The following is a 21787-nucleotide window of genomic DNA, read 5'->3' as shown; positions in this document are numbered from 1 at the left end:
TCATCTATAGGAATGCATACATTGCAGCTCCCAGAATGGCCGTGATCAAAACGACTATCCAAGGTGCGAGTTTAAAATAGACTAACATGGCAAAAGCAATTACCGCAACGGCGAAGTCGGCAGGGCGTTGAATCGCTGACACAAATACGGGATCGTATAGAGCAGCCAGCAAAATGCCGACCACCGCCGCATTCACCCCTTTTAATGCAGCCTGCACACCCGGTTTGGTACGGATAATGCTCCAAAACGGCAAAGTGCCGATGACCAATAGAAATGAAGGCAGGAACATCGCAAAGACTGCAATCAGCACTCCCCAGCCACTGCCCATCAATTGGCCCAGATATGCCGACAGCGTAAAGAGCGGACCGGGTACTGCCTGCGCCGCCCCGTATCCGGCGATAAAGGTATCAGCATCCATGAAACCTGGAACAACTTCCCGCTCAAGCATCGGCAGCACGACGTGGCCGCCGCCGAACACGATCGATCCGACGCGGTAAAAGATATCAAAAATTGCATAATAACTTGATTCGATCAACGGCCGCAATAACGGTAAGCCGATCAATAAGCCGGTAAAGATCGTCCAGGCGGCAATGCCGGTCTTTTTGCCGAAAGTAAGTGCTAACTTGACTGCTTCCGGCGCTTTTTCATTGCGGTAAATGAAGTAGCCGATAAATGCGGCCACGACGATGACCCCAATTTGCGCCCATGCGGTCGGCATCAGCAGAATCGCTGTCGCCGATAACACAGCGATGGCAATTCGTTGCAGGTCGGGCGCCAGCGCTTTCCCCATCCCAAGCAATGCGTGGGCAACGACAGCAACCGCCACGATTTTTAACCCCTGAATCCAGCCGGCATCAAATGCGGCTCCCGAAATGAACATCGCAAACAATGCCAAAATCAGCACCGACGGCATGGTGAATCCGAACCAGGATAAAAATCCGCCCAGAATTCCTCCACGCAGCATGCCGACAGAAATGCCGACTTGCGAACTGGCCGGTCCCGGCAGGAACTGACACAAAGCGACCAAATCAGCATAGGCCTTGTCATCGAGCCATTTCCTCTTCTCTACATATTCATCGCGAAAATAGCCGATATGAGCAGCCGGCCCGCCGAATGAGGTCAAGCCCAGCTTAGTCGACGCTTTTAAAATTTCCAGGTATTTATTCTGTGCCATTGGAGTCTCCCCTTTTTTCTTTGTCTATTAATAAGGATAACTGATTGCTTATATGAATAAAATTACAAGCGTGTAAATATTATTTAACGGAATTGTTTGTCTTTTCATTTTTCTTCCCGTATCATTAAATTACTTTATATTTCTCCGGGAGGTGCAAACTTTGTTTCACTCATTTTTATTGACTGAAACAAAGGGTTTATTTGGATATAGCCATACAATTGATCACCTTTTTCTTGCTGATCTGCTCAGCTGCTTTTTTTTCAGCAAGTGAATATGCCATCGTGAAAATCCGCAAAAGCCGGATTGACGAGTTAATGGAAGAAGGCCATAGCAATGCGCCTGCAGCAGGGCGCATCCTGGCGAATGTGGATGATTATTTATCCGCCTGCCAGATTGGCATCATGATTTCCGTACTGGGTCTCGGCTGGCTGGGACATGCAGCTGTTGTCGATATCATTGCACCGTTGATGGCAAATCTTGAATTCCCAAATCCTGTTTCGGACATATTGGCATTCCTCATTTCATTTTTCATCGTCTTGACCCTGTTGACGATCGTTGGGGAGCTGGTGCCGAAAACCATCGCCATCCACCAGGCGGAAAAAATCACACTGGCAGTAGCCAAACCGCTAATTCTGGCTTATCAATTGATGTTCGGATTAATCTGGATGTTCCATAAAATAACCAAAATGATCGCGGGATGGTTTGGCATCAGCCAGATTTCAAGATCGGATATCGGACATACCGAAGAAGACCTGAAAATCATCCTGGCTGACAGCTTGCGGAGTGGCGAGATCAATTCGTCCGAGTTTGCTTTCGTCAATAAAATCTTTGAATTTGATGAACGCATCGCCAGGGAAGTGATGGTTCCGAGAACCGAAATGAAGATCATCGAAAAAGATCTCACCTTGAAACAAGTGTTAGAAATAGCCGGAATGGAGCAATTTACCCGTTATCCCGTCATTGACGGCGACAAAGATCATATTATCGGCGTGTTGAATATGAAATATCTGCTGACAGCATATATAAGAAATCCCCTTAATGGCGACAAATCCGTTGAGAATTTCATTCTTCCTGTCATCCAGGTCATCGACACCATGCCGCTGAGTGAATTATTGCTGAAAATCCAACGCGAGCGGATCCACATGGCGATTTTGCGGGATGAGTACGGCGGCACATCCGGTCTTGTTACAATTGAAGACATCATCGAAGAGATTGTTGGCGACATCCAGGATGAGTTTGATATTGAAGAAGTTCCCGAGGTCCAGCAAATCAGCGAGGGTCATTATATTTTCAGTGCCAAGATGCTGATTGAAAGCATTAATGATATACTGGAAATAGAAATTGATGAGGAAGATATCGATACGATTGGCGGTTGGCTCATGAGTAAGAATTTTGATGCCATTCCCGGAGAAAAAATCATTGAACAGGGCTTCGAGTTTCAAATTAAGGAAGTGGATGGCCATCACATCCTATACATTGAAGTCCGGAGAATAGATGAAATCGAACAAGATGAATAGCAAAAGCGACTCTCATTTGAGGGTCGTTTTCACTTGGTTCCAAAGATTTGGAGGAAGGAAACATTATGGAACTTTACACAAATTTGCGCCGCGGGGAAAAAGGGGCCTGGCTAAGCATTGGGGCGTATGTATTCCTCAGCACCTTGAAACTGGTTTTCGGTTTTGCCGGTTCGTCGGAAGCGCTGAAAGCCGATGGTCTCAATAATTTGACTGACATCATCGCATCGGTAGCCGTATTAATCGGGTTGCGGATATCCCAGAAACCACCGGATGATAACCATCATTATGGCCATCTGCGGGCGGAAACGGTCGCTTCCCTGTTGGCTTCTTTCATCATGGCCGTTATCGGGTTGCAGGTTCTGCTCGGTGCCGGACGTAATTTATTCACTCCGGGTGAACAGACCGAACCGTCGCTTTACACTGCCGGAATTGCATTCTTTTCGGCAATCGTCATGTACGCCGTATACCGCTACAATTTAAAATTGAGCCGGGAAATCCACAGCACCGCTGTTAAAGCTGCGGCCTATGACAACCGCTCCGATGCCATTGTCAGCATCGGAGCCGGCATAGGGATACTTGGCGCGATCCTTGGTGCACCGGTCATCGATGTCATAACAGCATTTATCGTCGGGCTGATCATCTTAAAAACTGCATTGGACATATTCAAGGAATCCGTGATGACGCTGACCGATGCTTTCAATGAAGATGAGCTGGAAACTTTATCAGCCATCATCCGAAAAGTGCCCGGCGTCCGGAAACTGAGCGATTTTAAAGGGCGTCACCACGGTAACGTCATGTTTGTCGACCTGACTATCGAAGTCGACCCGCTGTTGAACGTGACGGAAAGCCACTGGATAACGGAAGAAATTGAAAGAAAAGTAAAAAAAACGAAACCAAATTGTGTGGTACTCGTACATATAGAGCCGGACTATTCTGATTACGAAGATTCGGTAACAAAGGAGGATTAAGCTATGTTCGATTTTATTGACCAAAAGAAAGTAGTGTACGTTACATTTGCCGTTATCTTATTTATATCTGCCTTCTTCGCACCATTCGCTATTTTTTATCCAATCAAAGCGATGTTCATTACTCCAGCCGCTATGGAAATTGGCACATCCCCAATTTCCTGGGTTACCGGTGCTATTGGACTTTCGTTGGTGGCAGGCGGATTAGTTGTTCTGGCGGCAATGGAACAGCCAGTAAAGAAATATGGAGCAGCTCTTGTCTTATTCGTTACGGGAATAGCAGGGCTGAGCTTTTCACTGACAGATTATTACTACATTACTCCTGAAAACTTTGTTCACAATGCTTCTTTCGCTTTAACTTCCGAAATCTATGAGTGGACGGATTTTGAAAAAGTGCAGGAACATACGGTTACAGAGAACGGCGTAACCAAAGTGGATGCTGTGACCTTTTATATGAAGGACGGAACCGTGCTGGATTTGAATGCAGCACAAATTCTTGATATGACCAGCACCATTAAATTTGGTGTAGAGCAGGCTGGCGGCACGACCGAACGGATTGAAGGAAATTAAATAGGAAAAAGAAAAAGCCCTTTGCCTAACTTTAGGCAAGGGGCTTAATTATTGGCTGGTGGCTGTATCCCCAATTCAATGCCGTTTTCGAAAAATAAACCGGCTATCGCATGGCGAATTCTGCTTTCGAGCTGCTCTTTCATCTGAACGTTGGTGACATGTACTTCCACCTGAAAATCCAAAGCGGAATTGCGAAAGCCGATGAATCTGACATCGGGCTGCTGATCCTCCGGGACACCGGCCATTTCCGCAATTTCCTTTTCTGCAGCATCACAGATTAATTGCTCGACTCTTGCGGTATCACTGCCATATTTGACACTGACCTCCACTCTCGCGAACAATTCGGCACTGGAGCGGTTTTTGACAATTTGTTCAATAAAATATTGGTTCGGCACCACCAGCGTACCATCTTTTAAAGTTTCAACAACCGTTGATCTCAATTTAATTCTTTTGATTTTCCCTATTTTATTGTCGATTTCGACCATTTCGCCGACTTCCATCGGCCGTTCGAAAAGAATGATGATGCCAGACACGAAGTTTGCGGCAATATTGCGCACACCGAAACCGATACCTATGCCAAGGACACTAAAAACAACACCTAACGCAGTGAGGTCAAGGCCAACGGTAGTGAAACTCAAAGCCAGTGCCAGGAACATCACGGTATAATAGATCAACCGGTTGATGGTAAAACTCAAACCTACATCTATATCAAATTGTTCGTAAATAAATGGCATGACATGGCGGTTGAAAGTTTTAATGATCCGACTGGCAAAAGTCACAATCATGATGACCACGACTATCAGGAACACAGTCACCTGAACGCCGTCAGTCTCATAAAACGGATAGGTCAGCCATCTTTCCTTCCAAAAATAAAATAAGAACAGGATAATGGAACTGTAGAAGGCCAGCCAATTCAAGATGGCTTCGACAATCGGTATAAACCTTTTCTTGTACGCTGTACGTTTTAAGATCAATTTCAAGATCCATTCAATTGCCAGTTTGATGACAAAAATCAAAGAGAGATAGACGAAAAACATGAAAAACTCCTGAACCGACAATTCTTTTAACAGTTCTACACCCCTGAAAATCTGGCCATTTTCCATGATCCCCCTCCTTCCTTTTGCCTCGTGCTCATTGAAACGATCATGTTTCGTTCATCAACATTAAATTAACGGAAGACTGCCCCAGGTGATCCGACAGACTGTTCAGCTTCGCCTGCAGGAATTTACGGTCCAGAGACTTCAACTCTGCAGTATCGATTCCTTCCAGTACGTATAATTGGATATTCCATAAATCTTCGTGTCGGCCGGATGGCGTCGATTCAGCGGCTACGATTAAAGAATCTGTTATCGCCGACAGCACTGAGATATCATCCCTCCCATAATAGGCAAGCTGATAATAGATTTGATAGAGAATTTCTTCAAACTCCGGCAATGGATACAGCACGCGTCCATTTTTCTCCTCGTCAGTAAATACCAATCCGCCGGTATGGAGATTCCCAACTTTCCCCAGCAAATTGCCAAGACGGAGAATAATATCATTTGCCGTGTTCGGGTCATTAATGCCCGGCGATATCGCCCGCAATGCAATTTCCACAAGTTTCTGCATAGCGAATTCAATATCCTGTTCGGAAGTCCGTTCTTCCCCGATGACAAAAAATTCATCGATTGGAAAATCATCATCCGCTGCTGCGTAAATATTCACCAATGGTTTATTTTCGTGGACGTACTCACCGATGCACGTCAGCAATTCAATTTCCATGTTCTTTTTTTCGGCAAATTTCAGTAATTTTTCAAAATAGATATAGCCGATAAATCCGGTCTCCCCTGCCATGACCGTCCGTTTGATGCCATCGGGTTTCCATCCCGCCGCGGGACCCACTGCCTGGGATTCGAGATCTTCAAATTTCCCGACCACCCGCTCCGTATCTTCCACCAATTCGATAACCAGTTTTCCGACCTGGACTGTAGTTGAAATATGGTGGATGAAATAAGCAAACGTGGCCAGACAAAAGAAGGCGATCATGATTCCGACAAAAGTGGAGATTACATCGTGGCTGTAAAGGTGCGCTCTCATAAATAACAGCGACAAAGTATTATAAATGAAACCGCCAAGAAAGATGCCCAGCACTCGCCAAGTCAAGCGGTCATGGACGAAATTCTTTAAAGTTCTGGGTGAGAATTGCGAAGAGTACATCGTTAACACCACGAGAATGGTTGAAAATGTGAAAGTGGTCATTGTCAGCAAAGCACCGGACAAACTTCCCATGATCGTTTTTGCCAAATCAACGTTCGTCAGGAGGATTGAAGGTATGTATTCACTCATCGCATCAATCCAATACAAATCGACATAAAAGAAGATGATTGATAATGCCACCGCAAATATACTGTAAACAGCTGGAGTCACCCATAGTTTTTCTTTGATCCAAAACGTGAAATTTTTCATGGTTGCATCCTCCTAATATCCCTATATCGAATATTTCCCCTATTGCTCCCTGTAACAAACAACAGTTCAATATTTTTAACAAATGCAACCTGTTCCACACTAAAAAAACTTCCGATAAACGGAAGTTGAATTTCATGGTAATGACTACTTTGTTGCTGTTCCAAGTGCATAACGGATCAGGCTTTTGACGAACCGGTCAAAATGCGCAAAGCGCGGATCCTGCGTCTGCCCGTTTTTATAACGATAATAAATCTGCTGGACAATGACTGCCAACTTGAAATACGCAAATGTCAGGTAAAAATCGATGTGTGAAACGTCACGGCCGCTCTTTTCCGCGTAGCTGCGAATAAATTCTTCCCGGCTGTAAAATCCTTCATTAACAGTGACAGAAGGTTTGCCCATTCCATATTTCAGCAGTTCCGGATCGTCCTCTTGAATCCAATAGCTCATCGCTGCTCCCAGGTCCGCCAGTGGATCACCGACGGTCGTCATTTCCCAATCAAATAAGCCGGTTATTTCAGAAAAGTCTTCACTGAACATCGCGTTATTCAGTTTAAAATCATAATGGATAATGGTCGGTTCCTGAGATTCCGGAATATGATCCAGCATCCATTGCTTCAAAGTTTCGAGTCCTTCGATTTCATCCGTTTTGGCCCGTTCATAACGGCCGATCCAGCCGTTGACCTGCCGTTCCATAAAGCCTTCGGGTTTTGCCATTTCGGCAAGCGCTGTTTGGGAAGGATCGATGGCATGCAGCCCCACCAGGGTATCGACCATCTTTTCAGAAATTTTTCTGCCGATAGCTGCTGTAAATTCTATGCCTTCAGGAAATTCAGTATCCAGAACGATTCCGTGACGCCGTTCCATGACAAAAAACGGACTGCCGGCAATCGACGGATCTTTCGAATATACATATGGCTTCGGGGCAGCTGGAAAAATTGGCGCCAGCGACTGCAAAATCTTGAATTCCCGTTCCATATCATGCGCTTTCGGGGCAACCGGTCCGAGTGGCGGTTTTCGCAAAACCCCTTCCCATTCACCGATTTTCAAAGCATAGGTCAAATTGGAATGACCGGCTCCGAATTGACGGATTTCCAGCTCTCCCTCCGGCAATCCGTCAATTGAGGCCCGCAAAAATTGTTGCAGCTTGGCCTTATCAATTTCTTCGCCTTCCCTTACAGGAATTGTCGCATCCGTAAAATCCCTCATCATTTCACCCTTTTCTTATTGGTATTTTTTTAATTCCAATTTGGCAATCTGGTTGCGATGCACTTCGTCCGGTCCATCCGCCAAACGCAGCGTTCTTGCATTTGCCCATTGTGCCGCCAAGGTGACATCGTTGCTGACGCCTGCTGCGCCGAAAGCCTGGATTGCGCGGTCAATCACGCGAAGAGCCATGCTCGGTGCCGTAACTTTAATCATGGCGATTTCCGCTTTCGCTGCTTTATTGCCGACGGTGTCCATCATGTACGCCGCTTTCAGCGTCAACAGTCGTGCCTGTTCGATATCAATGCGCGAATCAGCGATCCATTCACGGATGACGCCCTGATTCGCCAGTGGTTTACCGAAAGGCGCTCTTTGCTGGACGCGCACGCACATTTCTTCCAGCGCGCGCTCCGCCGCTCCGATCAAGCGCATGCAATGATGGATTCTCCCAGGTCCCAGCCTGCCCTGCGCAATGGCAAAGCCTTTGCCTTCCCCCCAGATCATATTCGCTGCAGGCACCCGAACGTTGTCAAAATTGATTTCCGCGTGGCCATGCGGCGCGTGATCATAGCCAAATACCGGCAGCATCCGTTCAATCGTCACGCCCGCTGCGTCCAATGGCACCAAAATCATCGACTGCTGTTCATATTTGGGTGCATCCGGATCGTTCTTGCCCATGACGATGCCGATTTTGCAGCGCGGATCGCCCGCCCCCGAAGACCACCATTTGCGGCCGCTGACGATGTATTCGTCTCCATCCCTTGTGATTGTTGCCGAAATATTCGTCGCATCACTCGATGCCGCATCCGGTTCTGTCATCGAAAAACACGAACGGATTTCCCCGTCCAACAGCGGCTGGAGCCACTTCGACTTCTGCTCATCTGTGCCGTAACGCACCAGCACTTCCATGTTGCCGGTATCCGGCGCGCCGCAATTAAACACTTCCGGCCCAATCAGCGACCTGCCCATAATTTCACACAGCGGCGCATATTCCTGGTTACTGAGCCCTGCCCCGTATTCACTGTCCGGCAAAAATAGATTCCACAATCCCTGCTCTTTCGCTTTCTGTTTAAGTTCTTCCATCACGGGCGGTACCTGCGCCCAGCGGTTTTGCTGCTCGTTCAATTGCTGTTCATATACTTTTTCATTCGGGTAAATATGCTCGACCATAAAACGGGTCAAGCGCTGCTGCAATTCCTGCGTTTTTTGTGAATAGGAAAAATCCAAAGTGTATTCCACCTTCCTTTATACTGACCAGTTGGTATGTTCAGAATATTAGTTTAATGGTAGCGTTTCTCCTAAATGTTTGCAAGACCCCACCCCTCATATTTTGAATTGTCATAAAAATTCGAATCGCGAGTAAAAAACTATTGACCGATTCTGCAAATTCCAGTATCTTATAGATAACTTGAGGAAAGAGGTGGGGTATTATGGCTATTCTGTTCATTGCATCAAATCAGCAAATCCAGTCTATAGTATCCCACTCTGTGTATCGCTGACGATACGCTTCTTCCATTATGCCCGGGAACCATGGACTGCGATTTGCACGACGCATCCATGGTTTTTTATTATGCATAAAAATTGGAGGAACTCAACTTGACAACTATTAAAAATTACGGCTGGAATGAAAACTGGCAGGATAAAATCACAATTGACGGTGTGCCGGGTCGTATAGTGCTCGAACATACAAATCTCTACCGCGTGATTACGGACCACGGCGAATGGCTGAGTACGCTGTCCGGCAAATTCACTCATACCCACACAAAGCCGGATTTTCCTGCTGTCGGCGACTGGGTGGTGGTCGAAAAGATGCCGGGTGAAGAAAAAGGCATTATCCACCAGGTCCTTCCGCGCATCTCCAGCTTTAACAGAAAAGCGGCGGGCGAAACGTCCGATATCCAAACAATTGCAGTGAATGTCGATTACGCATTTCTCGTGATGTCGCTGAACCACGACTTTAATGTGCGCCGACTTGAACGCTACCTGCTGGCAACATGGGATTCTGGTGCAAATCCGGTAATCGTCCTGACGAAAAAGGATCAATGCGAAAACATCGAACATTATCTGAAAGAAGTGGAATCGGTTGCTTTCGGCGTGCCGGTCCATGCCGTTTCCAGTGTGACGCTTGAAGGAATTGACGCGCTGCAAAACGTTCTGGCCGGTTCCAAAACGGGTGCTCTCCTCGGCTCATCTGGCGTTGGTAAATCATCGCTGATCAATGCGCTCGCTGGCACCGAATTGATGGCAGTCCAGGATATTCGGGAAAATGACAGCAAAGGCCGCCACACAACAACGCACCGTGAAATGGTGTTATTGCCGACAGGCGGATTATTGATCGATACGCCGGGCATGCGGGAATTTCAGCTCGGCGATTATTCTGCAGGCGTCGAATCCGGATTTTCAGATGTCGAAACGCTGGCTGACGCCTGCCGTTTCCGGGATTGCGCTCATGGCAATGAACCCGGCTGTGCGATACGGGAAGCGCTCGAGACAGGCGAACTGCAGCCCGATCGATTCCGCAGTTATGTGAAATTGAAAAGGGAGCTCGCCCATATGGAAAGAAAAAGCGACCTGGCTGCACAAAAAGCTGAACGCTCGAAATGGAAGCAGATTACAAAAGATTCACGAAAGCGCCCCGTCAAAAAAAGATAAATCCAAAAGGAGGCAAGACGCAATTTATGCGTCCTGCCTCCTTTTCATTATTCCAGCTCTGCACCGGTCAAACCATGTTTGACTGCGTATAACGCCGCTTGGGTACGGTCCTGGACTTCCAATTTCGCGAAAATATTCGAAATATGCGTTTTCACTGTTTTCTCCGTCACAAATAAGGCAGATGCGATTTCTCGATTGCTTTTCCCTTTTGTCAGTTCCGCCAACACTTCTTTTTCCCGCGGCGTCAATAAATTGATGGTGTGCGGTGCCGGTTCTCCCGGCCCTTTCATCAATTCGGATGAAGCTTTCGGGTGAAGCGTGTTTTCGCCTCTCATTAAACTGCGCAGCGATTCCACCAATTCATCCGGTTCGATGTCCTTCAATTGATAACCTGCCGCTCCCGCTTCGATCGCTGGCACAACATGGTCGCGGTCCGAAAAGCTCGTCAGCATCAGCACAATAATCTCCGGATTCGTTTCCTTTATTTTGCGCGTTGCCTGAATGCCGTCCATCACCGGCATCACCAAATCCATCAACACGATATCCGGCCGCAAACGTGCCGCCAGTTCCACCGCTTCCTTGCCATTTGAAGCTTCACCAATCACTTCAATATCTTTCTGGGTCTTCAGAAAAAACAAAAGACCTCTTCTGACCACATGATGATCATCCGCTATTAACACTCTCATCGACCTGAGCCCCTTTCCTAATAAGGAATCCTTACAAGGATTTCTGTCCCTCCATCCATATCACTGGACCATTCAATCGTCCCGCCTTCAGACTTCGCCCGGTCTTTCATGCTCAACATGCCGATCGATGGAATATAATGATTTTCATCCATGATGAACCCTCTGCCTTCATCCTTCAGAACCAGCAGCACATCTGTCGGGGTTACGGACAGGAACAGCTGAGCGCTATCAACGCCTGCATGTTTCCGGATATTATTCAGCGCTTCCTGTGCAATCCGGAATAAGGTTTCTTCCGTTCGGGACGGCAGCTGGATGACGCCATTCACTTTAGTCTCCAGCTCCAATCCGAGCATATCCGCATAGCCTTTGATCCCTTCGAGCAAACCGCTTTCCAGCCCTTTCGGCCGCAATTGCCAGATCAATGCCCGCATTTCATTCAATGCTTCCTGGGTCAGGTGCTGAATATCACTGAACGTTTCCCGAATTGCCGGCTCCTTTGACATTTCAACGCCACCTCTTGCAGTAAGCGTTACAGAAAACAGCAATTGATTGACTGAATCGTGCAAATCACGGGCGAGCCGGTTGCGTTCGGTCACCAGCGCCAACTCCTGCTCCTGCTTCGTCAGACCGATGCGTTTGATGGCTGATCCGATCTGAAAAGCCACCGATTCCAACAGGGCCAGTTCATCTCTTGAAAAGCGCTCGCGGTTCGGAGCAGCAATATTCAATAGACCGAATCGCTCCATACCGGATTGCAGTGGCACCGTTGCGTGATGCGTAATCCTACCATGGTCTCCGGTCTTTTCGGTAATCGAATTCTCGATGCGCTGACAGGCGATGATATTGGAGGCTTTCTCCAAATCACCGTCGTGGTAACGTTTGACACACCAGCAGCCACCCTTTTGAAGATGGCGGCAATCGTCTTCTTCGAGGGCCGTCGGAAGATTTTCCTGTGCCATGAGCCGGTGCTTTCCTTCTTCATCAATAAAAAAAATCCACGCCGTTTCAAAATTCGACCCTTTCAGCAGCTTCCTGATTGCCCCGCCAAGCATCCGTTCCATATCCGTTTCCTCATTCAGCAATTCTGCAACTTCCTTCAGCAGAATCACATTGGAATGTTCACTCAGCATCATTTGCTTCACCCCATCACTAGTACTTCAACCATAACGTTTACCCGTACTTTTCGCCTCATACTTTCGAATGAAAAAGCTCCCTTGTCCAGGGAGCCAGTCATTTATCTATTATTCATTTCATCCAGGAACGATTCCTTGATCAATTCCAATTTTTCATCGCATTGCTGTTCCGTATCCGCGTTGACACTGAAGTAGAATTTCACTTTCGGTTCCGTTCCGCTTGGACGCAGGCAAACCCACGAACCGTCTTCCAGGAAATATTTCAACACATTGGCTTGCGGCAATTCGATTTTTTCACTCTTGTCCAAATCAGTGAATATCCGATTTTGAGTTTCGTAATCTTCGATTGAAGCAACCCGGATTCCGGCAATTGATTGGAGTGGATTCTGGCGCATGCCGCTTAACAGCGATTGGATTTCCCTTGCCCCGTCCGCTCCTTTTTTCGTTACAGAAACCAGCGCTTCCCGGAACCAGCCATGGCGATTATATAGCTCGACCAGCACGTCGTGCAGATTCTTGCCCTGCGTCTTATAGAACGCCGCAGCTTCCACCAGCAGCAGCACCGCTTGTACCGCATCTTTGTCGCGGGTAAAATCACGGATCAGGTAGCCATAACTTTCTTCGTAGCCGAACAGGAATTCAAATTCCTGGCTGCTGTCATTTTCTCTCAGCTTTTCACCGATAAATTTAAAACCGGTCAGCACGTCGACCGTGTCGACGCCATAGGCATCACTGACAGCGCGGCCGAATTCAGAAGTGACAATCGTTTTAAAAATGCGACCATTGTCAGGAAGCGTGCCTTTCGCTTTCTTCTGGCTCAGCAGATATTCAATCAGGATTGCGCCGGTCTGGTTCCCCGACAACAATTCGTAATGGTCTCCGTTAGAGACGGCAATGCCCACACGGTCGCCATCCGGATCCACGGCAATCAACAGATCGGCGCCGGCTCTTTTGCCGTATTGCTTCGCCAGTTCGAATGCTTCCGCTTCTTCCGGGTTCGGCGATGACACTGTCGGAAACTCACCATCCGGCTGCATTTGCTCGTCAACAAAGCTGATTCCCGTATAGCCCGCTTCTTCCAAAACCCTTTTCACCGTTGCACCGGAGGCACCGTGAAGTGGTGTGAATACTGCTTGAATTGGATATGCTTGGGTCTGTTCACGGACAGTCAGCGCATTGGCGATGTAGGCCCCATCCAATTTTTCATCCACTTTGACGAGCAGTTCCGGATTGAAATCTTCATTGTTGATCGTCAATTCATTTTCCACCTTGCTGACAAACTCAATCACTCTATCTGCATCTTCGAGATTCAATTGTGCTCCGTCTTCGCCGTACACTTTATAGCCATTGTATTCAGGCGGATTGTGGCTCGCCGTGATGACGACTCCCATAAAGGCGTGGAGGTAGCGGACGCTGAACGATAATTGCGGCGTTGTACGTGTGCCGCTGTATAAATAAGCATGAATGCCGTTCGAAGCAAAAGTCCTCGCCGCTTCTTCCGCAAATTCAGGTGACATGCGGCGACTGTCGTAGGCAATGGCGATTCCTCGTGCCATTGCTTCTTCACCGTTTGATTTTATGTAATCCGCTATGCCCTGTGATGCTTTTCGCACTGTGTAGACGTTCATGCGGTTCGTACCCGGTCCGATTTCGCCGCGCATGCCGCCTGTGCCAAAAGTGAGATCCTGATAAAATGCATCTTCCGCCAATTTCTCATCTTCCCGCAGCACATCCAGCGAGCTCCGTGTTTCTTCATCCAGACCCTCGTGATCCAGCCAGCGTTTGATCCGTTCTTTCCAATCCATAGGGATCCCTCCATTCGGTATTCGTGCATGCCAATCTTACTATTACCAGTTTACCAAAAATTAAGAAAAAAAACCGCCTCCATCCGGAAGCGGTTCAGTAATTTCATTAATTGCATATACTTAATCTTTTTTGTATTCGACGCGGTAGACATCGTGTCTGCGGTCTTTTAATTGTTTGACCGTACCGTTCTGGCGCTGGCGTCTGAGAATTTCCAAATCGACGTCGCCGATCAAGACCATTTCCAGGTTCGGATTGGTTTCTCCGACAATGCCGTCACGGGCATATTCAAAATCAGACGGCGCGAAAATAGCCGATTGGGCATACTGGATATCCATATTTTCAGTCTGCGGCAAGTTGCCGACCGTACCGGAAATAACGGTATAGATCTGGTTTTCAACAGCACGCGCCTGTGCACAATAGCGGACGCGCAAGTAACCTTGGCGATCTTCTGTACAGAATGGCGAAAAGATGATGTTTGCTCCCATATCTGTCGCGATGCGCGCAAGTTCCGGAAATTCGATATCATAACAGATCTGAATGGCAATTTTACCGCAATCCGTATCGAATACGCGGACCGAATCACCGGCAGAAATCCCCCACCATTTCCGTTCATTCGGCGTGATGTGGATTTTGTATTGCTTGTCGATCGATCCGTCGCGGCGGAACAGGTAAGCAATATTGTAGATTTCATCGTCTTCTTCTTTTACAAAATGGGATCCGCCGATAATGTTGATATTGTAGCGGACAGCCAGATCTGTGAAAAGTTCGATGTATTGCGGTGTATATTCCGTCAGCTTCCGCACTGCCTGGCTTGGGGATGGCTCATTCAGGAATGACATCAGCTGGGTCGTGAAAATTTCAGGGAATACGACAAAATCTGAATGGGCGTCGGACGCCACATCAACAAAGTATTCCACTTGGCTTGCCAAATCATCGAACGATTTGATGGCGCGCATCAAATATTGGACGACACAGATGCGGACCGGAAGACTCGTTTTGAAATGGCGTTTGGAAATCGGTTTGTAATCGACGTTATTCCATTCCATCAATGTTGCATATTTTCCGGAAGCTTTATCATCCTGCAGATAATTCGGATTGATGCGCATCAATTGGAAGCCGTTCATCAATTGGAATGTCAGAACTGGATCATAAATTTTATGGCGGGATACCGAATCCACATATTCACGCGGGGACATTTCATCCGCATGTTTGTGGTAATTCGGAATCCGTCCGCCGATGATGATTGATTTCAGGTTCAGTTCCCGCGCCAATTCTTTGCGCGCTTCGTATAGACGTTGCCCGACCTGCATACGGCGGTACTCAGGATGCACCATTACTTCGATGCCGTACATATTGTAGCCGTCCTGGTTATGGTTCGTTATATAGCCGCCATCAGTGACGTCGTCCCAAGTATGGCGGTCATCGTATTCATCGAAATTTATCAATAGACTCGAACAAGAGCCGATCACTTTGCCGTCCAGTTCTGCTACCAGCTGCCCTTGGGGGAAAACGCCAAGATGGCTTCTTAATTGTTCTTCTTTCCATGGGTCCATGCCTGGAAAACATAAACGCTGCATTTCGAGGATGGCATTTATATCAGCATAATTCATCTCACGGATGATCATACTTTTTTCAAAATGGGATAAATCGAATTGCTCTGCCATTGTTGCCACTCCTTCACAAAAGTATCACATCTTATTATATAGGATAAGCACAGTGGATAATATTATTTTACTTGCCCCAACTAAAGAATTATAATTCTATAGTAGCTATTTAACAAGAGAGGACCTGTGATATGACGAAAAATCAAGAAAATCTTTTGCTGGGCATATGGGCCACCGCGCTAATTGCCACTGTCGGCTCCCTTTACTTTTCTGAGGTTCGTGGCTATATCCCATGTGAACTCTGTTGGATTCAACGGATTTTCATGTATCCTCTGGTCATCATCGTCGGAGTCGCCTATTTCCAGAAGAATGCTAGAATCGCCACCACTTCATTGATTATATCAGCGATCGGCGGCGCAATTTCCCTCTATCATTACGGCATTCAGAAACTGGCATTCCTTTCCGATTCCGCCCCATCATGCGGACTGGTTCCCTGCACAAGCCAATACATCAATTATTTCGGATTTATCACCATTCCATTTTTAGCGCTTGTTGCTTTTGTTTTAATTGCCGGAATGAGCATCGTTTTGCTGAAAACATTGAAGGAGGAAAAATAAATTGAAAAAAATGCTAATCATCGGAGGCGTCGTACTCGCCATTTTTGCATTGATCGTCGTTCTGACACAAATGTCCAATAGCGAAAAGCTGGCAGACAACCCTTACGACAAAGAAGATTTGGATCAGGCCACCATCGATCAACTGGATGATGAAAACTACCAGAATATTGTACTGCCTGGTGAGTTGGAAGAACAGATTGCCAGCGGTGAACCGACAACGGTTTATTTCTTCAGCCCGACTTGTATCCATTGCCAAAACACCACCCCTATTCTGATGCCGGTTGCTGAAGATATGGATGTGGACGTTTTGCAATATAATCTGTTAGAGTATAATCAAGGCGGCCAGCAATATATGATCGAATCGACACCGACACTTGTCCATTACGAAGATGGCGAAGAAGTGGCACGTTGGGTCGGATCTCAGCCAAAAGAGAATATCGAAGAGTTTTTCAGAGAAGTCGTACAAAAATAAATGACAAGAGAGCCATGTGCAATGCGCATGCTCTTTTTTTATGGAGGCACTAGTAATGAGCTGGAATTATGAAATTAAAGATGACGGTATGACCGTTGAAGAATTGCTGCGCACCGAATGGGGCCTGGGCAAAAAAGTGGTGCACGAACTGCGCATGGACAAATCCGTGAAAAGCGACAAATTCCAGGAAGTCGTCTGGAAAGAACCCTTAGCGAAAGGCACTGTGCTCCAATTCGACCTGCCAAAAGCGGATTCTCCTTATGAACCCAACCACGACATCGAATTGCCGGTACTGTTCGAAGATGAACATTTCCTTATCGCCCGCAAACCGAAAGGCATGAACACCCATCCCAATGAACTCGGTCAGAATGACACATTCATCAATGCGGTCATCGGCCACATCATCCGCGGTGGCGGCACTTACGGCGAACATGTCCACCGGCTCGATCAGGGAACTTCCGGTTTATTGATGGTAGCGAAGCATCCGGTTGCAAAAAATATTCTTGACCGCATGCTCGAGCAGAAACAACTGGTCCGTGATTACGAAGCTGTCGTCAACGGCAAAGTCCACAACAAATCCGGCACCATTGATTTCGCCATCGGCCGTGACCGCCATCACCCGACGCGCCGTATGGTCTCACCTACCGGCCAAAGTGCAGTCACACATTATAAATTGTTGCGCCATATGGAAGGCAAGTCGCTGCTGCAGCTGTCCCTTGAAACCGGGCGGACACATCAGATCCGCACCCACCTTTCCCATATCGGCCATCCGATCATCGGCGATGAATTATACGGCGGCCCGCTGACACAGGACGGCGCCTATCATCTACACGCTTTCCGGATGTCATTCATCCACCCGATTACCGGTGAAAAAATCGTTGTCGAAGATTCGGCAAGATAAAAAGAAGTTCCCTCATTTGCGAGGGAACTTCTTTTCTTATGCCTTGATATCGTCCGGGTTCGTGCCGGTCCGCCAATCCTGGTTGAGTCCGTCGATTGCTTTTAATTCTTCTGCCGCCAATGAAAAATCATAGACATCGGCATTTTCCACGATGCGGGACGGCGTCACTGATTTCGGAATGACGATGAGGTCATGCTGCAAATGCCAGCGGATGATCACTTGCGCAATCGACTTATTATGCCCCGCTGCGATTTCCGCAAGCACCGGATCTTCCAGCAAACGCCCCCGTGCCAGTGGTGACCACGATGTCACCGCAATGTCCTGCGCTGCACAAAATGCCCGCAGCGGCTCCTGCGTCAATTGCGGATGCAATTCAATCTGGTTGACCATCGGCTTGGTATTCGCTGTTGCCAAAATCTTTTCCAGATGCGGCTGATGATGATTCGACACGCCGATTGAACGCACCAGTTTTTCATCATACAAACGCTGGATTGCCCGGTACGTGTCTTCATAGCTCCCCGGCACCGGCCAATGTGTCAAATACAGATCCAGATAATCAAACCCGAGCCGCTTCAGTGATGCTTCAAATGCACGCAGCGTCTGATCATAGCCCTGATCCGTATTCCACACTTTCGAAGTGATGAACAGGTCTTCCCGTTTCACGGCCGAGTTTCGCACCGCTTCTCCGACTTCCCGCTCGTTTTCGTAAACAGTAGCCGTATCAATCGCCTTGTAGCCGGCATCGATTGCCGCTATCATCGCGTTAACCGCCTCTTCCTTGTCGTTCATTTTGAATACGCCAAGGCCGAATCGCGGCATTTCCACGCCGTTATGTAATGTTTTGGTTGAATTGATAGTTAATTCCATTCTCATCACCCTTTCTCCTTTCATTATACAAATCCGCCCCAATAAATTCGAGTTTGAAGTTTAGTCAAAGAAAAAAACCGCCAGAAACGGCGGTTTTAAATGCGTGGACGGCTTGCCATAGCAGCGTTAATGAATAATACGATAGCGCTCAGCAAATGCAACGCCCAACCGATCAGCGGGATCCAAGCCAACAAGCTTGTGATCAAACCAAGAATCGGACCCGATTTCGGCGAGTATTCGCGGAAACAGAAGAACAACGTGACCGCATGCAGCACGAACATAAAGCCGAGTGCCGCATAACCTGTACTGATGACGAACGTACCACCAAGAAACGGAATGGCTAAAAATGCTTCCGCAATGGCAGAAATCCAGAGCAAAGCAGCGGATATTTTCATCTTCATTGAGATCAACCTTTCCTTTAAGTTATTTTCACTACCTTAGTATACGAATGAAACCCTAATCGGTTTCAATAGATTTCGTATTTAAATGGACAGAATATCTCCACATTTCAGGAAGGACTTATATTTCATTTTTCCCGACTTTCGGCTATACTAAACAAAGATGCATATTTCAAGGAGGTCGTTATAAATGAACTTGATCCTTATTTTAGGCGTTTGTGTTGCATTCCTGGCAGCAATTTTCACTGCCGGATACGACGACAAACCAGGCACTTTTGATAGAGACGAAAACTAAGAAGAAGGCAGCGGATATTGATTCCGCTGCTCTTTTTTTATTCCAGCCCGGGATACCCCTGCTGACGCAGCGCTTCGTACATCAGAATCGCCGCTGTATTCGACAAATTCAGCGAGCGGATATTGTCATTCATCGGAATGCGCAGGCAATGATCGGGATTCGCCTCGAGCAGTTCAGCCGGCAAACCTTTCGTTTCCTGGCCGAACACGAAGAAATGATCCTTCTCCTGATCCGAAAAATCGAATGTCGTATGGGGTTTCGAACCGAATTTCGTAATGTAATAAAAACGGCCCTCCGGGGAACTGTCAAACAGCTCCTGCATGGAATCGTAATACGTCAGATCGACATGCTCCCAATAATCGAGCCCGGCCCGTTTCAGCATTTTATCATCCGTTGAAAATCCAAGCGGACGGATCAAATGCAATTTGACGCCGGTCCCTGCGCACGTGCGTGCAATATTCCCTGTATTTGCCGGTATCAGCGGCTGGTATAAAACAATATTAATGGCCAAACTCTTCACTTATCCTTTCGATTCTTCAGCAAAAAATGCCAATCCCTTTTGAATTTCCTCAAGTACTTCTGAATCACTTTCATGCGCTTCTGCGTTTTCCAAAGCACGCAAACCTTCTGCCGTGCCGATTTTGCCGATCGCCCATGCCGCTGTGCCGCGGATGACCGGCCGCTCATCACTGTCCAACAAATCGATTAATGCGGGTACTGCACTTACTTCCTTAAAATGCGCCAACGCCAGAATCGCATTGCGCTGAATCGGCTTCTTGCCTCTCCAGGACCCCGACACATAACCGAATTTCTCCTTGAACTCGCGGTTCGATATCTTCAATAAAGGCTCAAGTAAAGGCTTGGCAATTTCGGGATCCGGTTCAAACTCGGCGTGAATTTGATTGGCTTTCCGTTTATTTTTCGGGCACACCGTCTGGCACGTATCGCAGCCATACAAGCGGTTGCCGATTTTCGTGCGGAACTCATCCGGCAGGAAACCTTTTGTCTGCGTCAGGAATGAGATGCAGCGCTGCGCATTCAATTGGCCGCCTTCCACAATCGCACCGGTCGGGCACGTATCAATGCACAGCCGGCAGTCGCCGCACTGGTCTTCCATCGGTTCGTTCAGTTCAAACGGAATATTGGTGATCATTTCCCCGAGATACACATAAGAACCGAACTCCGGCGTAATGATATTGGTGTTTTTCGCGCTCCAGCCTATGCCTGCGCGTTCCGCAACTGCGCGGTCGGATAATTCCCCGGTGTCGACCATCGAACGCATGCGGGCCTCTGGATAATGCGCTGCGATGAATGCTTCGAGCAATGTCAGGCGCTCACGCAACGCCGCATGGTAATCCTTGCCCCATGACGAACGGGAAAAAATACCGCGTCTTGCTCCCCGCGTTCCTTGCGGCGCATCATTCATTTTCGATGGATACGCAATGGCGATTGCAATGATCGTCACCGCTTCTTCCAATAATAATTCCGGACGGATCCGCTTTTCAATATCCGATTCTTCAAAACCGGATTGATATTGCAATTGCTGCTGACGGATCAGGCGATGCTTCAAACTGAAGAAAGGTTCCGCTGAAGCAAAGCCGATTTTGTCTATTCCGATTTCCGAGGCATAAGCAACGAGCTCTTTTTGAAATTGTACAAGATTCATGCTGATAACCCCTTCATTGAATATATGATACGATAAATTATATTGAGCTCCAGAAAGGATGATTGCTGTGGAAATAACAGTCGATCCGAAAATAAAAGAAATACTTCCCGACTTTAAAATTGGAATCATTCATTATAACAATATCACCGTTTCCGATTCTCCTCAAATGTTAAAAGGCCGTCTTCAGCTTTTCCAGGAACAATTATATTTCGATCTGGAGGATAAGGACTTATTCGATTTCCCGGGTCTGCTCGAATGGAAACTGATATGGAAGGCGCTCGGTGCTGACTCCAACCGCTACCGGCCTTCTGCTGAAGCCCTGTACCGGAGAATTAAAAAGCAAAATTATCTCACCTCTGTCCATTCCGGTGTCGACATGAATAACTTTCTGTCGCTGCAATACGAAATTCCGCTCGGCCTGTACGATGCCGATCAGATTGACGGCAATGTTGACATTACCGTCGGCACAGACAGCGACCAGTATGAAGGCATCAACAACCGTCTCAACACATTATCCAATATTCTTGTAACCAAAGACCAGCAGGGAGCTTTCGGCAGTCCGTATGTCGATTCCAAACGCACAGCTGTCACAGAACTTACAAAAAACGCGCTCCACATCTTTTATCTGCGCCCTTCAATGGACCGGGACTCTGCCCTTGAGCTGTTGACGGCCGCTTCCAACATGTTCACGGGCATTAACGGCGGAGAGGCGGAAGTGTCAGTACTCTAAATGCCTGAAGCGCTTGCTTCAGGCATATTCTTTTCCCTCTCCCTTTAAATTTAGTACCCTTTTGATATCGAGATAAAAAAGAG

At 47.4% G+C, this 21787-nt stretch carries 21 protein-coding genes; 8 read left to right on the top strand and 13 right to left on the bottom strand.

Features of this window, described 5'->3' with window-relative positions:
• Positions 1–4: 4 nt before the first annotated feature.
• Positions 5–1174 (bottom strand): chromate efflux transporter, encoded by a 1170-nt coding sequence (gene chrA / locus DHX103_RS13130; protein WP_422122699.1) that lies wholly within the window; start codon positions 1172–1174, stop codon positions 5–7.
• A 200-nt stretch (positions 1175–1374) separates the two neighbouring features.
• Here chrA and DHX103_RS13125 point away from each other — a divergent pair, with 200 nt between their 5' ends.
• From DHX103_RS13125 to DHX103_RS13115, 3 genes are all read left to right on the top strand, one after another.
• Positions 1375–2691, top strand: coding sequence for a hemolysin family protein (locus tag DHX103_RS13125; protein WP_422122698.1), 1317 nt, complete (start codon positions 1375–1377; stop codon positions 2689–2691).
• A gap of 65 nt (positions 2692–2756) precedes the next feature.
• On the top strand, positions 2757–3659 hold the full coding sequence (locus tag DHX103_RS13120; RefSeq protein WP_422122697.1) for a cation diffusion facilitator family transporter: 903 nt from the start codon (positions 2757–2759) through the stop codon (positions 3657–3659).
• 3 nt (positions 3660–3662) lie between these two features.
• A complete protein-coding gene (locus tag DHX103_RS13115) occupies positions 3663–4226 on the top strand; it encodes a hypothetical protein (RefSeq protein ID WP_422122696.1) in 564 nt (187 codons plus the stop codon).
• A gap of 44 nt (positions 4227–4270) precedes the next feature.
• Here the strand turns inward: DHX103_RS13115 and DHX103_RS13110 are convergent, their stop codons facing one another.
• From DHX103_RS13110 to DHX103_RS13095, 4 genes are all read right to left on the bottom strand, one after another.
• On the bottom strand, positions 4271–5329 hold the full coding sequence (locus DHX103_RS13110; protein ID WP_422122695.1) for a mechanosensitive ion channel family protein: 1059 nt from the start codon (positions 5327–5329) through the stop codon (positions 4271–4273).
• A 40-nt stretch (positions 5330–5369) separates the two neighbouring features.
• Complete coding sequence (locus tag DHX103_RS13105; protein WP_422122694.1) at positions 5370–6671, bottom strand: DUF2254 domain-containing protein; 1302 nt, start codon at positions 6669–6671, stop codon at positions 5370–5372.
• Between the two features lie 144 nt (positions 6672–6815).
• Positions 6816–7883, bottom strand: a complete 1068-nt coding sequence (locus DHX103_RS13100) for a phosphotransferase family protein (protein ID WP_422122693.1) — start codon at positions 7881–7883, stop codon at positions 6816–6818.
• A gap of 12 nt (positions 7884–7895) precedes the next feature.
• Positions 7896–9104 (bottom strand): acyl-CoA dehydrogenase family protein, encoded by a 1209-nt coding sequence (locus DHX103_RS13095; RefSeq protein WP_422122692.1) that lies wholly within the window; start codon positions 9102–9104, stop codon positions 7896–7898.
• Between the two features lie 369 nt (positions 9105–9473).
• Between DHX103_RS13095 and rsgA the strand changes: the two genes are divergently transcribed.
• Positions 9474–10529, top strand: coding sequence for a ribosome small subunit-dependent GTPase A (gene rsgA / locus DHX103_RS13090; RefSeq protein ID WP_422122691.1), 1056 nt, complete (start codon positions 9474–9476; stop codon positions 10527–10529).
• Positions 10530–10576: 47 nt separating this feature from the next.
• On the opposite strand, the gene DHX103_RS13085 is transcribed toward rsgA, so the two are convergent.
• From DHX103_RS13085 to DHX103_RS13070, 4 genes are all read right to left on the bottom strand, one after another.
• A complete protein-coding gene (locus tag DHX103_RS13085; RefSeq protein ID WP_422122690.1) occupies positions 10577–11215 on the bottom strand; it encodes a response regulator in 639 nt (212 codons plus the stop codon).
• 17 nt (positions 11216–11232) lie between these two features.
• Entirely contained in the window at positions 11233–12348 is a 1116-nt protein-coding gene (locus DHX103_RS13080; protein WP_422122689.1) for a GAF domain-containing sensor histidine kinase, read from the bottom strand.
• Positions 12349–12449: 101 nt separating this feature from the next.
• Positions 12450–14153, bottom strand: coding sequence for a phospho-sugar mutase (locus DHX103_RS13075; protein WP_422122688.1), 1704 nt, complete (start codon positions 14151–14153; stop codon positions 12450–12452).
• 120 nt (positions 14154–14273) lie between these two features.
• Positions 14274–15818, bottom strand: coding sequence for a GNAT family N-acetyltransferase (locus DHX103_RS13070; protein ID WP_422122687.1), 1545 nt, complete (start codon positions 15816–15818; stop codon positions 14274–14276).
• Between the two features lie 131 nt (positions 15819–15949).
• Here DHX103_RS13070 and DHX103_RS13065 point away from each other — a divergent pair, with 131 nt between their 5' ends.
• From DHX103_RS13065 to DHX103_RS13055, 3 genes are read left to right on the top strand one after another with little or no spacing between them, the layout of a single operon-like run.
• Positions 15950–16375: a disulfide oxidoreductase gene (locus tag DHX103_RS13065; RefSeq protein WP_422122686.1), complete on the top strand. Its 426-nt coding sequence runs from the start codon at positions 15950–15952 to the stop codon at positions 16373–16375.
• Between the two features lies 1 nt (position 16376).
• Positions 16377–16847, top strand: a complete 471-nt coding sequence (locus DHX103_RS13060) for a thioredoxin family protein (RefSeq protein ID WP_422122685.1) — start codon at positions 16377–16379, stop codon at positions 16845–16847.
• A gap of 55 nt (positions 16848–16902) precedes the next feature.
• On the top strand, positions 16903–17748 hold the full coding sequence (locus DHX103_RS13055; protein WP_422122684.1) for an RluA family pseudouridine synthase: 846 nt from the start codon (positions 16903–16905) through the stop codon (positions 17746–17748).
• A gap of 36 nt (positions 17749–17784) precedes the next feature.
• On the opposite strand, the gene DHX103_RS13050 is transcribed toward DHX103_RS13055, so the two are convergent.
• From DHX103_RS13050 to queG, 4 genes are all read right to left on the bottom strand, one after another.
• A complete protein-coding gene (locus DHX103_RS13050) occupies positions 17785–18615 on the bottom strand; it encodes an aldo/keto reductase (protein WP_422124779.1) in 831 nt (276 codons plus the stop codon).
• A gap of 95 nt (positions 18616–18710) precedes the next feature.
• The gene (locus DHX103_RS13045; RefSeq protein ID WP_422124778.1) at positions 18711–19010 is read right to left on the bottom strand and encodes a hypothetical protein; all 300 of its coding nucleotides are present in this window, start codon (positions 19008–19010) and stop codon (positions 18711–18713) included.
• A gap of 335 nt (positions 19011–19345) precedes the next feature.
• A complete protein-coding gene (gene trmL, locus DHX103_RS13040) occupies positions 19346–19819 on the bottom strand; it encodes a tRNA (uridine(34)/cytosine(34)/5-carboxymethylaminomethyluridine(34)-2'-O)-methyltransferase TrmL (RefSeq protein WP_422122683.1) in 474 nt (157 codons plus the stop codon).
• Between the two features lie 9 nt (positions 19820–19828).
• On the bottom strand, positions 19829–20974 hold the full coding sequence (gene queG, locus DHX103_RS13035; protein ID WP_422122682.1) for a tRNA epoxyqueuosine(34) reductase QueG: 1146 nt from the start codon (positions 20972–20974) through the stop codon (positions 19829–19831).
• 67 nt (positions 20975–21041) lie between these two features.
• Between queG and DHX103_RS13030 the strand changes: the two genes are divergently transcribed.
• The gene (locus tag DHX103_RS13030; protein ID WP_422122681.1) at positions 21042–21704 is read left to right on the top strand and encodes a B3/4 domain-containing protein; all 663 of its coding nucleotides are present in this window, start codon (positions 21042–21044) and stop codon (positions 21702–21704) included.
• The last annotated feature ends 83 nt before the right edge of the window (positions 21705–21787 follow it).

Origin of the sequence: Planococcus daihaiensis (assembly GCF_049262615.1) — a bacterium.
Classification (GTDB): Bacteria; Bacillota; Bacilli; order Bacillales_A; family Planococcaceae; genus Planococcus.
Note: the sequence above shows the minus strand (reverse complement) of the source record. Positions and strands in the feature narration are given on the sequence as shown.